Here is a 14,445-nt window from a genome sequence, read left to right as displayed (position 1 = left end):
AGCCCAAGTATGATTCTGAAAGCAAACAATAAATCGCTGGACCTGTCACAACCACAGGTCATGGGAATTCTAAACGTCACCCCTGATTCCTTTTCTGACGGCGGTAGATACCACTCACTAGATAATGCGCTCGCTCAGGCGCAGCGAATGATTGAAGCTGGGGTAACTATCATCGATATCGGTGGTGAATCGACGCGCCCAGGTGCGCCTGATGTCGCGTTGGAAGAAGAGTTGCAACGTGTGATTCCGGTTATTCGAGCGATTAGAAAGCAACACGATGTCTGGATTTCTATCGATACCAGCAAAGCTGAAGTGATGCGCCAAGCGATTGAAGCTGGTGCGGATATTATTAATGATGTCCGTGCTTTACAAGAGCCAGGGGCACTAGATGTCGCGGCTCAATCTGGGTTGCCAATTTGTCTTATGCATATGCAAGGTCAGCCACGGACTATGCAGTCGAATCCTCACTACGAAGATTTACTCAAAGAAGTGGGCGAGTTTTTGCAAGAGCGTATAGAAGCGTGTGAAAAGGTCGGTATCCAGCGTAGTCAGCTTATTCTTGATCCAGGTTTTGGTTTTGGCAAAACTTTACAGCACAACTATCATATGTTGGCGCATTTAGAACAGTTCCATCAATTTGGTTTGCCGATTCTAGCGGGAATGTCGCGTAAATCTATGTTGTTTAAGTTGCTTGATAAAGCACCTGATGAGTGTATTGCAGCGAGTGTCAGTTGCGCTACAATCGCAGCCATGAAGGGCGCACAAATCATCCGTGTCCACGATTTTGAACAAACGCTTGATGCTATGAAGATTGTCTCAATGGTTAGTCAAAACCACTGAGCAGAAAAATGATTATAAAAAGGATTCACTATGTCTGATAAGAGACGCTATTTTGGTACCGATGGTGTACGTGGCAAAGTTGGCCAATACCCGATTACACCAGACTTTGTCCTTAAACTCGGATGGGCTGCGGGCCGTGTACTGGCTAAACAGGGGACGAAGAAGGTCATTATTGGCAAAGATACACGTATTTCTGGCTATATGCTTGAATCTGCTTTAGAGGCGGGCTTAGCCGCTGCGGGACTGAAAGCAACCTTTACGGGCCCAATGCCAACGCCTGCTGTCGCATACCTGACGCAAACTTTCCGCGCAGAAGCGGGGATTGTGATTTCTGCATCTCACAACCCGTATTATGACAACGGTATTAAGTTTTTCTCTTCTGAAGGTACTAAGTTACCTGATGATATCGAGTTAGCGATTGAAGCCGAACTTGATAAAGATATCGAATGTGTTGAGTCAGCCCTGCTAGGTAAAGCCTCTCGTTTAAACGATGCTGCGGGCCGTTACATCGAGTTTTGTAAAAGCACCTTCCCATCAGAGTTAAGTTTGGCGGGTCTTAAAATCGTTGTCGATTGTGCTCATGGTGCAACTTACCATATTGCACCGGCAGTATTTAGCGAACTAGGTGCTGATGTTGTGGCGATGGGCATCGAACCAAATGGTACGAACATTAACCATGAAGTTGGTGCGACGGATGTACGTGCTCTGCAAAAGCGAGTTGTAGAGGAAGGTGCAGTACTTGGTCTGGCTTTTGATGGTGATGGCGATCGTATCATCATGGTTGACCATTTAGGCAATAAAGTGGATGGTGACCAAATCGCGTATATCATCGCTCGTGATGCCATGCGTCGTGGTGAGTTAAAGGGGGGGGTTGTTGGTACGCTAATGACTAACCTTGGTATGGAAAATGGTCTGAAACAACTGGGTATTCCATTTGTCCGCGCGGCTGTTGGTGATCGTTATGTGATGGAGCAACTTCTTGCAAAAGGGTGGAAAATCGGTGCAGAAAACTCTGGTCACGTTATCTTGTTGGACAAGGTAACGACGGGAGACGCTATTGTTGCGGCACTACAGGTTTTAGCGTCAGTTGTGGGCAGCGATATGTCGCTACATGACTTATCTCAGGGAATGACATTGTACCCTCAAGTACTGGAAAATGTTCGATTCCAAGGAGATTCTAATCCACTAGATGCTGATGCAGTCAAGCAAGCGACGGCTGAAGTTGAAGCAGAGTTAGGCGAAAAAGGTCGAGTCTTATTGCGTAAATCAGGCACAGAGCCTTTGATCAGAGTGATGGTTGAAGGCGAGGATGCACAACTGGTTCAATCTTCGGCACTTAAAATTGCCTCGGCAGTGAAAGCGAGCTTCTAACGGCAAATCCAATACAAAAACGCCACCGATATCGGTGGCGTTTGTTTATCGCAGGACGCTATTCTTCATCTTCTTCGGTACGCTTTTTACCCCAAACTTCGATCTTTGCTTTCTTACTGAGGCCGACTGCACTTAGAGTTGTACTTCCCCAGCTATCGTATGTCATCTCAAGTTTCTTAAACTTGGCATCTTTGCCGCCAGGCAGAGTCCAGACTCTGGTTGACATACCTTTGGTTAACGTGCCCATCGATTGAAGTTCTTTGCTACTACCATCAGACATAGTCACCACGATACTCTTTAAGTTAACGGTACCTTGAACGACTTTAATCTTTAGTTTGCTAAAGTTGCGCTGGCTGACGTACGCAAGGGGTTCTACGGTATCAGTTTCAGATTTGTAGTTGACCACTTTATCGCTGATCATTACCCAGTCATCGCTGCTTTGCGCGAAAGTTTGTGGAGCGATAAGGATAATCAGTGAGGAAAGCAAAAGGGTGATGAAATGTTTCATAGTGCCTCTTTGTTTTATGTTACGATTGGCTCGTTCAAACCAGTGACGAATCCTTATGCCACAACACGAGCTAGAGTATTTACAAGAGATGGGTATTCAGTGCTATGAGCTGACCCATCCAGAACGACTGCAAGGCTATCAAGCCCCTCGCATCGTTTTGCAAGAGTCTTGTCAACTTGTGCTGATCTCACCCCAATATCCGAAAAATGAGACAGCAATTATGTTTGAAAGGGTATTGAAAAGCATCAATCTAAACTTGGAACAAACACAACACATCTTTCCTCACCAAGTGAGTCAGTTACCTGATCACCCGTTAGAGTGGGCTTGGTTTGCGGGCTGTGAAGTACAGCCTGATGTGCAAGGGAAGGTATTATCTTCTCCTTTGCTCAGTGATATTGATGGTAATAACGATCAGCGTCGATCGCTGTGGCAACAAATCTGTTCGTACAAATAGCCATGTTAAACATCTCCCCATTACTGCCAGAACATTTAGATCAAGTCTGGAACATTGAACGTCAGGCACACTCTCATCCATGGTCAGAAAACATGGTTCGAGATATCAATAGTCGTGGTGGTTGCCACCATGTGTTGTGCGATGATAATCAGGTTGTTGGCTATTTTTATGCGCAAAACATTGTAGGTGAAGTCACTTTGCTGAATATTGCCGTTTCTCCCGCTTATCAAGGGAAAGGATATGGCAAACAACTTATGGAAGCTTTTCTCGATATGTGCGAACAAGCACAGGCTGACAGCGCATGGTTAGAGGTAAGAGAAAGCAACCACAATGCTTTTGGTTTGTATGAGTCTATCGGGTTTAACGAAGTCGACCGTCGCCGGAACTACTACCCAACAGCATCAGGCAAAGAAGATGCAATTATCATGAGCTACATCTTCTTTTAGGCCCTGATTACTTTTGCACGGCTTTTACCGGAGTCGGCTCGTCGATTTGATAGTGGTTTCTCTCGAAGCGCTCTGTCAGTTCTGCTACGGGGAGGGGTTTATCAAACAAATAGCCCTGAAACTGAGCACAGCCCAACTGTTTGAGCGCTTGTAACTCGTAAGCGTCTTCGACACCTTCTGCAATGACTTCCAGTTTTAATCTTTGAGCCGTCATGATGATGGTATCAACTATCGCTTGATCACTCTCATCTAAGTGTAGTTGGGTGACGAATGAGCGATCTATTTTAAGGACGTCGACGGATAGGTGTTTCAGGTAGCGCAGAGATGAGTAACCTGTGCCAAAATCATCGATCGATGTCTTTAAGTTGTGCTCTTTAAGCTCCGTCATTTTTTGAATCGCAGCATCGACATTTTCTAGCAGCAAGTTCTCAGTGATTTCCAACTCAATATGCTCACCACTGATGCCAGCTTGTGTCAGTGAGTCGACGATGTGTTCTACAAAGGAGTTTTGTGAGAACTGCAAAGGGCTGATATTGATGGCTAATCGGCGGAATGTCTCAGGCAGAATATTCTGCTTTTTCCAAGAGGCATACTGATAGCAAGCCTGTTCGATAATCCAGTTACCGATTTGCAATATTTGTCCAGTTTCTTCCGCTATCGGCATAAACACCCCTGGGGGCAACAACCCTTTTTCTGGGTGGTTCCAGCGGATCAACGCTTCGACACCAACGATATGGTGCTTATCATCAACCTGTGGTTGGTAATAGAGTTCCAGTTGTCCTTTATTGATCGCTTCATGCAATCCTTTTTCGATTTCCAGAAACGACTCGACCTGTGCTTGCATCTCTGGTTCGTAAAACATGTATTTGTTACGGCCTGCGACTTTGGCGCGGTAGAGTGCGGTATCGGCTTGACGCAAAACATCGATATTCGTGCTGCCCACCGAAGGGAAAACGGCGATACCAACACTAACGGTGCAGTAAAGTTGGTGATCATCAATAGAATAAGGATTAGAGACGAGTGCCAGTAATTGCTGAGCCAGTTCGTGAGCCTTTTCTGCATTTGTGTGAGGTAACAGTAGGGCAAACTCATCCCCGCCGATTCTCGCAGCCGTGAAGTCTGTCTTCAACCAAGCTTCAATACGTTTTGAGATGGCTTTGATAAGGTTATCACCTATGGTATGCCCCAAAGAGTCATTGATAGTCTTAAAGCGATCTAAGTCGAGGTAGAACAGTGTCCCAGCTTGTTTACTGCCATTGGCATCGTCGATGGCTTTACTCAAAAGCTGTAACAGCAGGCTGCGGTTAGCAAGGCCAGTCAATGAATCGTAATAAGCGAGTTGATTGAGTTTAACCTCGGCCGCTTCTCTGTCCTTCCAAAGTGTATGGAAGGTTTGAGCAAGTTGACCTAGTTCATCATCGCGATACTGAGTTGGAGGCGGGAGATCACTCTTATTGTCTTGGAGTGATCTGACCCATTCAATAAGTGTCACGAGAGGTTTAGACAACTTCTGATAGAAAAACATCAGCAAGATAGAGGTCAGCAAGATGTTACGGAACAGGTCAAACAGTAGAATTTGCGTTGTCTTTGCAATGAAATTTTTCGCGATGTAGGCGCCATTGACTGAGAAGCTTAATGAACCTACCACAACATGAGAGTTCGGTTGATGTAGGTCTGTAGTAAAAACGGGAGCAGTGGGTGTTAGGTAACTGGATAGCGCTTCTGTGAATTTGCTTTGCAGAGAAATATTGCGCTCTTTCTGAGTTAAGGTATCACCAAAGTCATCGACAATTTGGACTTTATATACGGCATTATCCATCATCAGGCTGGAAGCTACCTGTTCAGCAAGCAATTGGTTCAAGTGATAAGCCGCTTGACTCGCATTGGAGTAATTTTGCAGTAACTTGAACTGATAATGCTCTTGAATTCGCTTCTGCTCCTGATGGAGATCCACCAAAATATGGTACAAGCTAAAACAGATCCCCAATATCACCGATACCAAGAAAACGGTTTTAGCTTGCCGAAAAGCTAATGAGTTAATTTTTTTGCTTTTAGCCATAGTTCAGATCAGTTCCCTCTACTCCTTTAGTTATAGCTCATATTTATTGATATTTTAATTTGTAACTAATTTGAAGTGCTTTTTTGCTCATTTTCATTGATGAAGTTGCTCCCCAGTTCAATATAAGCGAAAATACCGCGCAAAATTGAATCGAACCGCTAGGGCTAGAGTAATAGCCCTCTTTAGCTTATAGACAGAAGAAGACTCTCTCATGTCAAATACACCTTTTCTTGGCGAAGTTTCTAAGCGTAGAACTTTCGCAATCATCTCGCACCCAGATGCGGGTAAAACAACTATTACAGAAAAAGTACTATTGTTCGGACGCGCGATCCAAACAGCGGGTACAGTTAAAGGTCGCGGTTCTGCTCAACACGCTAAGTCCGACTGGATGGAAATGGAAAAAGAGCGTGGCATCTCGGTAACAACCTCTGTTATGCAGTTTCCTTACAATGAGTGCCTCGTTAACCTACTCGATACGCCGGGACACGAAGACTTCTCGGAAGATACCTATCGCACGCTTACTGCTGTCGATTCATGTTTGATGGTAATAGACGCTGCGAAAGGTGTCGAGGACCGTACTCGCAAACTGATGGAGGTAACACGTTTACGTGATACACCTATCGTTACTTTCATGAATAAATTGGACCGTGATATCCGCGACCCAATGGATCTGCTAGACGAAGTTGAAAGTGAACTCAAGATGTCTTGTGCACCTATCTCATGGCCAATTGGTTGCGGTAAAGAGTTTAAAGGTGTTTACCATATCCATCGCGACGAAACCATTTTGTATAGCACGGGTCAGGGCCATACCATCCAAGAGTCTCGCATCATTAAAGGGTTGGAGAATCCAGAACTTGATGAAGCCGTTGGTAGCGATCTTGCAGAGCAGCTACGTGAAGAGCTCGAGTTGGTTATTGGCGCATGCCCTGAATTTGACAAAGAGCTGTTCTTGGCGGGTGAATTGACGCCAGTATATTTTGGTACCGCGCTAGGTAACTTTGGTGTTGACCACATGTTGGATGGCTTAACTGAATGGGCACCAGCTCCGATGTCACGTCAGGCTAATGAACGTGAAGTGAAAGCAAGTGAAGAGAACTTCACTGGCTTCGTATTTAAGATTCAGGCGAACATGGATCCTAAGCACCGCGACCGTATCGCGTTCATGCGTATTGTCTCTGGTACCTACAAGCAAGGTATGAAGATGAACCATGTACGTATTGGCAAGCAGGTGAATATTTCTGATGCGGTGACCTTTATGGCAGGTGACCGTTCACGTGCAGAAGATGCCTATGCGGGTGACATCATTGGTCTTCACAACCACGGTACTATCCAGATTGGTGATACCTTCACTCAAGGTGAAACACTTAAGTTCTCTGGTATTCCAAACTTTGCTCCAGAACTCTTCCGTCGTATCCGCTTGAAAGATCCTTTGAAGCAAAAGCAGTTGCTAAAGGGACTTGTTCAGCTTTCAGAAGAAGGGGCGGTACAGGTTTTCCGTCCACTACAAAACAACGATCTTATCGTTGGTGCGGTTGGTGTGCTGCAGTTTGATGTTGTTGTTGCTCGCTTAAAAGCAGAATACAACGTGGAAGCGATTTATGAAGGCGTTAACGTAGCAACAGCACGTTGGATTGAGTGTACAGACGGTAAGAAACTGGATGAATTCCAGCGTAAGAACCAGTCAAACTTAGCACTTGATGGTGGTGACAACCTGACTTACATCGCCCCAACTATGGTCAATCTGAATTTGGCGAAAGAGCGTTTCCCAGATGTGGAGTTCCGCGCAACACGCGAACACTAATCTTCGTCGTATTTGGGGTGATAACTGCGTTAACTTCGCAAATTCACCCCAATCACATAGTGGACTATGCTCATGGGGCCGGATTTGTTCATTGCCTTGCCAGAACTCCAACTATTTTTAGAGTCGAGATCGGGCTTCGCCCTGCGAGAACGCTTCGCTCCGAGAATCGAGTTAGTCGCTAGCTTTTAGTTCTTTTTTGAGCCTAATTATCTGACTTTAAAAGAAAAGGGTTGGCACTAAGTGCCAACCCTTCAAACTTTTCTCGAAACTCGAAACTCGAAACTCGACACTCGAAACTCGAAACTATTTCTTTTTCTTAGCGACTTTCTTCTTACCTTTTGCCGCTACTTTTTTCTTGTCATCTTTCTTTTTGTTCTTTTTCTTAAACACAGGTTTTTTATGTTTAGGACGCATCTCTTTAATGAAACGCTCTTTGATCTCTTCTTTAACGTAACGTGCTACACGATCCATCATTGGTTGGTCATGGGCTTCTACTAGAGAAACTGCGTTGCCTTTCTTACCGGCACGGGCAGTACGGCCAATACGGTGTAAGTAAACATCAGCACTGCGTGGCATGTCGAAGTTGATGACGTGACTCACATCTGGAAGGTCGATACCACGAGCGGCAACGTCAGTTGCTAGTAATACGTTTACCGTTCCATCGCGGAAGCGGCTGATGGCATTGTTACGACGATCTTGTGGCATTTCACCTTGGATCCAAGCACAAGCAATTTGTGCTTTTTCCAGCTCGACACGCAGCTCGGCGAGACGTTCACGTGTTTTCAAGAAGACGATGGAGCGTTCTGCTTGCTCGGTAAGGATCTTCTTCAGGAGATCCAGTTTGTGCGACATATCGTCTGCGCGGTGGTACCACTGAGAAATTTTCTTGCGCTCGCGACGCGATGGCTCTGCATCAACTTGTGCTGGATCATTAAGTAGATCGGCTGTGAAGCCCTCAACACCTTTGCCTTCTAATGTGGCAGAGAAGAGTAGGGTCTGTTTACGCCAACGACATTCTGATGAGAGACGATCAACGGTTGGACCAAAGCCCATGTCTAACATGCGATCTGCTTCATCCAGAATTAACCATTCGATCGCGCGACAATCAAAGCGCTCAGATTCGATGTATTCCATCAAACGACCTGGTGTCGCAACCACGATATCTTGAGTTGTTGCAAGAATATCTGCGTGTTCTTGGTATTGAACACCACCAGTAATGGTAAATATGTTGAGGCTTGTGTGCTTCGCTAGCGCACGTGCTTGATCGGCTACTTGCATTGCCAACTCACGGGTTGGGGTCAGGACAAGAACACGCGCTGGCCCTGGTTTACGACGCGGAAAATCTTGCAAAAACTGCAATGCAGGCAGCACAAATGCTGCTGTTTTTCCTGTGCCAGTAGGTGCAGAAGCCAATACGTCACGGCCATCTAAAGCTTGTGGGATCGCTTCAGCCTGAATTTGTGTCGGGCGGTCATAACCCATTTCTTCAATTGCGAGGAGTAGATTAGGATCTAACTCTAATTCAGCAAAATTTCTGATCACTATGATGTCTCCACAAGCGAGTTGGTGTGAGCAATAATTTAAGGGGACGTATTATAGAGTGATCGGTGATAAGGATCACACCTTATTTTTTACATCTTGAGATAAAAGTCTTTGGTTAGGTCAATAAACTCACTTGAATAGCCAGTAGCTTGGTGAATTGTCAGGTTTTGATATTGGGTCGCAACGGATTGTTTACTCAGTTCAAATAATAATCGGCTCACCGGCTTGTTGGTGGTTGGTTTGATAGAGCAGCATCTTTTTATAGACCAACCGAGCGATAGCGCGATAGCGATAAAGTGTTCACCTTCAACAATAGGTAGAACAAAACTGGCACAACCTGTCGGGGTCAGCAGTGACCAACAGCGCTCAATGAGGTGAGTGTGATTTAAGCTGTCGGTGTGTCTCGCCAAGGCCCGAGCGCTATTTTCTGCTTGTTCTCCATTATTAAAGTAAGGTGGATTACAGATGATGGCATCGAATTTACGATCAAATTGATGTTTGAGAACATCGTTATGATGGAGTGTTATTCGATCAGACCAAGGCGAAGATAAGAAGTTAAAATTCGCGGCTGCAATGGCATTTTTTTCTATGTCGATCGCTTCGATAGACAATGTCGGTTTACGCTGAGCGCACATCAAACTTAGTAGACCTGTTCCCGTGCCCACATCGAGTAGTGATGCGCACTCGCTAAGATCCATCCACGCACCAAGTAAGACTCCATCAGTACTTACTGGCATGCCAGAATAGCCACCATCAATTTTAAATTGTTTGAACTCAAAGCTTTTAGTTTTATTCATTAATTTTATCTTTATCGTCAATTGGTTGTTTTTTGAGTTAATTGATCTGTTGTTAATAATTTGTGTGGTTTATTGTGCTGTTTGCTCTCAGTGTGTAACGGCCTTTGGCTGGTTTATGCGACTGTTTAATCTGCTTGATATAGTGATATATGCTGTTTTTTGCTTGTTATTATAAATTTATATGGTGTTTTTCGCCTTTGGGTTGCGAGTTGATGAGGTTTTCGTCATTATGCGCGCCTTAATTTAAAGAGTGGACGGCAATTATTGACCATCCAACAAACACAACATTCATTAGATTATAAGTAAAGGGTCGACAGTGAATCAGACTTTAAAATTAACAGATATTCTTGCGGTAGGCTTTATGCTATTCGCTTTCTTTTTGGGTGCAGGTAACATCATCTTTCCACCTCTAGCTGGTCAATTGGCTGGTGAAAACGTTATTCCTGCAATGTCAGGCTTTCTTCTAACTGCAGTAGGTCTACCTCTTATTACTATCGTTGCTATTGCAGTTGCTGGAGGCTCGTGGGAGCATCTGACTAAGGATCTTCCGCAACGCGGTGCCATGATTATGGCTGTGTTGATTTTTATCATCATTGGCCCAGCATTCGCGGCACCACGTACAGGCTTGGTTGCATACGAAATGGCGGTGAAACCTTTCTTTGTTGACGCGGCGCAGTCTCATCTGACTCTATTTTCAATCCTTTTCTTTGCTGTTGCTATGTTCTTTGCATGGTCACAAGGCAAGCTGATTGATGTGATTGGTAAAGTTCTAACACCTGTCTTGTTCCTAGGTCTGATCGTATTGGCTGTTGCGGTATTCATTGATCCACAAGGTCAGTTAATCGCGGCTCAGGGCGAATATCTTACTCATCCGTTGCAAAAAGGTTTCCTTGAAGGTTACAACACCATGGATACCTTCGGCTCATTAATGTTCGGTGTATTGATTGTTGATGCACTTCGCCAGAAAGGCATTACAGAGCAAAAAGCAACGTCTAAGTACTTGATCAGTGCAGCTTGTATTGCTGCGGCTGGCCTGACATTTGTGTACGTATCTCTGTTCTATCTTGGTGCGACAAGTGCAACGGTTGCATCAGGTGCAGATAACGGTGGCGTGATCTTGAGCCTCTATGTGCAGTCTCTGTTTGGTCCTTACGGTCAGCTTGTGCTTTCTGTGATTGTATTGTTAGCGTGTTTGACAACGGCTATTGGTCTTGTGTCAGCGTGTTCAGATTACTTTAGTTCACTGACGCCAATTTCATACAAGACTTGGGTTATTATCAACGGTGTAGCCTGTGCGGTTGTTGCTAATGTGGGTCTTTCACAACTGATCGCTCTGTCGGTACCGGTTCTATTCGCACTATACCCAGTTGCTATTGCGTTGGTGGCACTGACTTTCCTTCGCAAGAAATTACCAAACCCTAAAGCGGCATACCGTGTGGTGATCCTTGTTTCTTTACTGTTTGCATTGATCGACGCTGCGAAGGTTGCGGGTGTTGATGTGTCAGCACTAAACATGTTGCCGTTATTTGATATCGGTATGGGTTGGTTACTACCAACGGTTGTGGCTATGGTTGCAATGCTATTTGTTGGCAAAGTTGAACAGCCAGTATTGGCGGAAGAGAACGCATAATTTCTCATCTTATCTAGTTAACAATCCCCTGTCGCGTAAGGCGTGACAGGGGATTTTTTTGCATTTGAGTTTTTATGCAGCGATAAAAAATTCCTGTATCTTCATCACACTTTTGAGTACAATTCCTCGGTTAAATTCTACTCATAAATGTTGAGCAAACATGTTTGAAATCAATCCTATTAAAAACCGCCTAAAGGATGTGTCTGAGCGCACGAATATCCTGAGGGGGTATCTTTGACTATGACGCAAAACAAGAGCGTCTAGAAGAAGTCAACGCAGAATTAGAACAGCCAGATGTATGGAACGAACCTGAACGTGCTCAAGCACTAGGTAAAGAGCGTTCATCATTGGAAGCGGTTGTAGAAACTATCGACCTTCTCATTCAAGGTGTGGAAGATGTTGAAGGGCTACTTGAGCTGGCTGTAGAAGAAGAAGATCAAGAAACGTTTGATGAGATCGAGCCTGAACTTGCTGAGCTTGAATCTAAGTTAGAAAAGCTAGAATTCCGTCGCATGTTCTCTGGAGACCATGACGCTTCGGATTGCTACATTGATTTGCAATCAGGCTCTGGTGGTACAGAAGCGCAAGATTGGACTTCAATGATGCTGCGCATGTACTTGCGTTGGGCTGAAGCAAAAGGCTTTAAAACTGAGGTTATTGAAGTATCAGAAGGCGAAGTTGCAGGTCTAAAAGGCGCGACGGTTAAGATTTCTGGTGAGTACGCTTATGGTTGGTTACGTACCGAGACAGGTGTTCACCGTTTAGTTCGTAAATCGCCATTCGATTCAAGTGGCCGCCGTCATACTTCGTTTGCTTCTGCGTTTATTTATCCTGAGATTGATGACAACATCCAGATCGACATTAACCCTGCTGATCTGCGTATTGATGTTTACCGTGCATCTGGTGCTGGTGGTCAGCACGTCAACACGACAGAATCTGCGGTACGTATTACTCACGTACCAACCAATACGGTTGTGCAGTGTCAGAATGACCGTTCTCAACATAAGAACAAAGACCAAGCAATGAAGCAGCTTCGCGCCAAGCTTTTTGAACTAGAGATTCAGAAGCAAAATGCGGAAAAACAAGCGAACGAAGACGCTAAATCTGACATTGGTTGGGGGAGTCAAATCCGTTCTTACGTATTGGATGATTCTCGCATTAAAGATTTACGTACTGGCGTTGAAAACCGTAATACTCAAGCGGTTCTTGACGGCGATTTAGATAAATTTATTGAAGCTAGCCTGAAATCAGGTCTTTAAGCTTTTCACCGACACTTACGAAACAGGATACATCGAAAATGACTGATGCTGTTCAAAACGACAACGTACAAGAAGAAAACAAGCTGATTGCAGAACGCCGCTCTAAATTGGACGAGATCCGTAAGAGCTGTAAAGCAAACGGCCACCCAAACGACTTCCGTCGTGACGCGCTAGCGGGCGACCTTCAAAAAGAGTTCGGTGAAAAGACCAAGGAAGAGCTAGAAGAGCTAAACCATGTCGTCGCGGTTGCAGGCCGTATCATGGCTAAGCGTGGTCCGTTCCTAGTGATTCAAGAAACGTCTGGCCGTATCCAAGCATACGCAGATAAAGACGTTCAAAAAGTTCTAAAAGACAAATACCAAGGTCTTGATATCGGCGATATCGTTGGTGTTAAAGGTGCGCTACATAAATCTGGTAAAGGCGATCTTTACGTGAACATGGAAGAATACGAATTGCTAACTAAGGCACTTCGTCCACTTCCAGAGAAGTTCCATGGTCTGACTGACCAAGAGATGCGTTACCGTCAGCGTTATGTTGATCTTATTGTTAACCAAGATTCTCGTGAAGCATTCATCATTCGTTCTAAATTGGTTTCAGCGATTCGTAACTTTATGAGCTCAAAAGGCTACTTAGAAGTTGAAACACCAATGATGCATGTTATTCCTGGTGGTGCGACGGCTCGTCCATTCGTTACTCACCATAATGCACTCGACATCGACATGTACTTGCGTGTTGCGCCTGAGCTATATCTAAAGCGTTTAGTTGTTGGTGGTTTTGATCGCGTATTCGAGATCAACCGTAACTTCCGTAACGAAGGTCTATCTCCACGTCATAACCCTGAATTTACTATGATGGAATTCTACCAAGCATACTCTGATTACAAAGATCTGATGGATCTGACTGAAGAGATGTTAAGTACGGTTGCGATGGACGTGCTAGGTTCGACATCAATGCCTTACGGTGATGAAACGGTTGAGTTTGGTGGTAAATACGCTCGTATGAGCATGTTTGAAGCGATCAAACATTACAACCCTGAGCATGCAGAAATTCAAGCTCTAACGGAAGCGGATCTTCAAGATCGCGACAAGATGGTTGCGATTGCCAAGTCTGTTCATGTTGAAGTGGAAACTTTCTGGACGTGTGGTCAGTTACTTGAAGAGATCTTTGGTGAAACAGCAGAACCTCAGCTAATTCAACCTACCTTCATTACTGGTTACCCAGCGGACATTTCTCCGTTGGCTCGTCGTAGTGATGATAACCCGTTCTTTACTGACCGTTTTGAGTTCTTCATTGGTGGTCGTGAAGTAGCAAACGGCTTCTCTGAGCTTAACGATGCACAAGACCAAGATGAGCGTTTTAAAGCTCAGGTAAATGCAAAAGATGCAGGTGACGATGAAGCTATGTACTACGATGCAGACTACATCACCGCTCTTGAGCACGGCCTACCACCAACAGCTGGTCAAGGTATTGGTATCGACCGTCTAGCGATGCTATTTACCAATACTCATACAATCCGTGACGTAATCTTATTCCCTGCGATGCGTCCTCAAGCGTAAGTACCAATTAGTTAAAAAGCCACCTTCGGGTGGTTTTTTTATTTTCAGCCCTAAACCACCTACTTCAGTAGGTGGTTATCATCCGTTTCGGCTTTGCCTGTAAAACTACTCATGCTAAATGCGTCTTTGATTTTTCCAGAAGTCAAAGAGGACAAATAACATGAGTAGATACAATCAAGCTT

Annotated in this window: 12 protein-coding genes; 8 read left to right on the top strand and 4 right to left on the bottom strand. The window is 44.8% G+C overall.

All coding sequences use genetic code 11. The features are described 5' to 3' along the window. Window positions 1–9 precede the first annotated feature (9 nt). Together folP and glmM are read left to right on the top strand one after the other, a co-directional pair. Window positions 10–840 (top strand): dihydropteroate synthase, encoded by an 831-nt coding sequence (folP, locus tag QTN94_RS09700; RefSeq protein WP_331416864.1) that lies wholly within the window; start codon window positions 10–12, stop codon window positions 838–840. A 30-nt stretch (window positions 841–870) separates the two neighbouring features. Further along, entirely contained in the window at window positions 871–2,211 is a 1,341-nt protein-coding gene (glmM, locus tag QTN94_RS09695; RefSeq protein ID WP_331427531.1) for a phosphoglucosamine mutase, read from the top strand. Between the two features lie 58 nt (window positions 2,212–2,269). Here the strand turns inward: glmM and QTN94_RS09690 are convergent, their stop codons facing one another. Beyond that, on the bottom strand, window positions 2,270–2,719 hold the full coding sequence (locus QTN94_RS09690) for a hypothetical protein (protein ID WP_331427530.1): 450 nt from the start codon (window positions 2,717–2,719) through the stop codon (window positions 2,270–2,272). Window positions 2,720–2,774: 55 nt separating this feature from the next. Here QTN94_RS09690 and QTN94_RS09685 point away from each other — a divergent pair, with 55 nt between their 5' ends. Beyond that, window positions 2,775–3,173, top strand: a complete 399-nt coding sequence (locus QTN94_RS09685; protein WP_331427529.1) for a DNA polymerase III subunit psi — start codon at window positions 2,775–2,777, stop codon at window positions 3,171–3,173. Between the two features lie 2 nt (window positions 3,174–3,175). Beyond that, a complete protein-coding gene (rimI, locus tag QTN94_RS09680) occupies window positions 3,176–3,619 on the top strand; it encodes a ribosomal protein S18-alanine N-acetyltransferase (RefSeq protein ID WP_331416859.1) in 444 nt (147 codons plus the stop codon). 7 nt (window positions 3,620–3,626) lie between these two features. Here the strand turns inward: rimI and QTN94_RS09675 are convergent, their stop codons facing one another. Beyond that, window positions 3,627–5,678: a putative bifunctional diguanylate cyclase/phosphodiesterase gene (locus tag QTN94_RS09675; RefSeq protein ID WP_331427528.1), complete on the bottom strand. Its 2,052-nt coding sequence runs from the start codon at window positions 5,676–5,678 to the stop codon at window positions 3,627–3,629. Between the two features lie 211 nt (window positions 5,679–5,889). Here QTN94_RS09675 and prfC point away from each other — a divergent pair, with 211 nt between their 5' ends. Beyond that, entirely contained in the window at window positions 5,890–7,479 is a 1,590-nt protein-coding gene (gene prfC, locus QTN94_RS09670; protein WP_331416857.1) for a peptide chain release factor 3, read from the top strand. A 303-nt stretch (window positions 7,480–7,782) separates the two neighbouring features. Here the strand turns inward: prfC and srmB are convergent, their stop codons facing one another. Together srmB and QTN94_RS09660 are read right to left on the bottom strand one after the other, a co-directional pair. Continuing rightward, entirely contained in the window at window positions 7,783–9,021 is a 1,239-nt protein-coding gene (srmB, locus tag QTN94_RS09665) for an ATP-dependent RNA helicase SrmB (protein WP_331416856.1), read from the bottom strand. Between the two features lie 89 nt (window positions 9,022–9,110). Next, window positions 9,111–9,818, bottom strand: a complete 708-nt coding sequence (locus tag QTN94_RS09660) for a tRNA1(Val) (adenine(37)-N6)-methyltransferase (RefSeq protein WP_331427527.1) — start codon at window positions 9,816–9,818, stop codon at window positions 9,111–9,113. 316 nt (window positions 9,819–10,134) lie between these two features. On the opposite strand from QTN94_RS09660, the gene brnQ reads away from it, so the two are divergent. The 3 genes from brnQ to lysS all read left to right on the top strand — a co-directional run bounded on the left by brnQ (window position 10,135) and on the right by lysS (window position 14,263). Next, on the top strand, window positions 10,135–11,448 hold the full coding sequence (brnQ, locus tag QTN94_RS09655; RefSeq protein ID WP_331427526.1) for a branched-chain amino acid transport system II carrier protein: 1,314 nt from the start codon (window positions 10,135–10,137) through the stop codon (window positions 11,446–11,448). Window positions 11,449–11,608: 160 nt separating this feature from the next. Then, a protein-coding gene (gene prfB, locus QTN94_RS09650) for a peptide chain release factor 2 (RefSeq protein ID WP_138972126.1) occupies window positions 11,609–12,707 on the top strand; the annotation gives its coding sequence in 2 pieces (ribosomal slippage) (window positions 11,609–11,683 and window positions 11,685–12,707; 1,098 coding nt in all). 38 nt (window positions 12,708–12,745) lie between these two features. Continuing rightward, window positions 12,746–14,263, top strand: a complete 1,518-nt coding sequence (lysS, locus tag QTN94_RS09645) for a lysine--tRNA ligase (RefSeq protein ID WP_138972125.1) — start codon at window positions 12,746–12,748, stop codon at window positions 14,261–14,263. The last annotated feature ends 182 nt before the right edge of the window (window positions 14,264–14,445 follow it).

Source organism: Vibrio sp. M250220, assembly GCF_036533795.1.
Classification (GTDB): domain Bacteria; phylum Pseudomonadota; class Gammaproteobacteria; order Enterobacterales; family Vibrionaceae; genus Vibrio.
Note: the sequence above shows the minus strand (reverse complement) of the source record. Positions and strands in the feature narration are given on the sequence as shown.

Coding starts and splice junctions, on each gene's coding strand:
- prfC (WP_331416857.1), top strand. CDS start 5,890: ATGTCAAATACACCTTTTCTTGGCGAAGTTTCTAAGCGTAGAACTTTC.
- QTN94_RS09685 (WP_331427529.1), top strand. CDS start 2,775: ATGCCACAACACGAGCTAGAGTATTTACAAGAGATGGGTATTCAGTGC.
- QTN94_RS09660 (WP_331427527.1), bottom strand. CDS start 9,818: ATGAATAAAACTAAAAGCTTTGAGTTCAAACAATTTAAAATTGATGGT.
- lysS (WP_138972125.1), top strand. CDS start 12,746: ATGACTGATGCTGTTCAAAACGACAACGTACAAGAAGAAAACAAGCTG.
- glmM (WP_331427531.1), top strand. CDS start 871: ATGTCTGATAAGAGACGCTATTTTGGTACCGATGGTGTACGTGGCAAA.
- folP (WP_331416864.1), top strand. CDS start 10: ATGATTCTGAAAGCAAACAATAAATCGCTGGACCTGTCACAACCACAG.
- rimI (WP_331416859.1), top strand. CDS start 3,176: ATGTTAAACATCTCCCCATTACTGCCAGAACATTTAGATCAAGTCTGG.
- QTN94_RS09675 (WP_331427528.1), bottom strand. CDS start 5,678: ATGGCTAAAAGCAAAAAAATTAACTCATTAGCTTTTCGGCAAGCTAAA.
- QTN94_RS09690 (WP_331427530.1), bottom strand. CDS start 2,719: ATGAAACATTTCATCACCCTTTTGCTTTCCTCACTGATTATCCTTATC.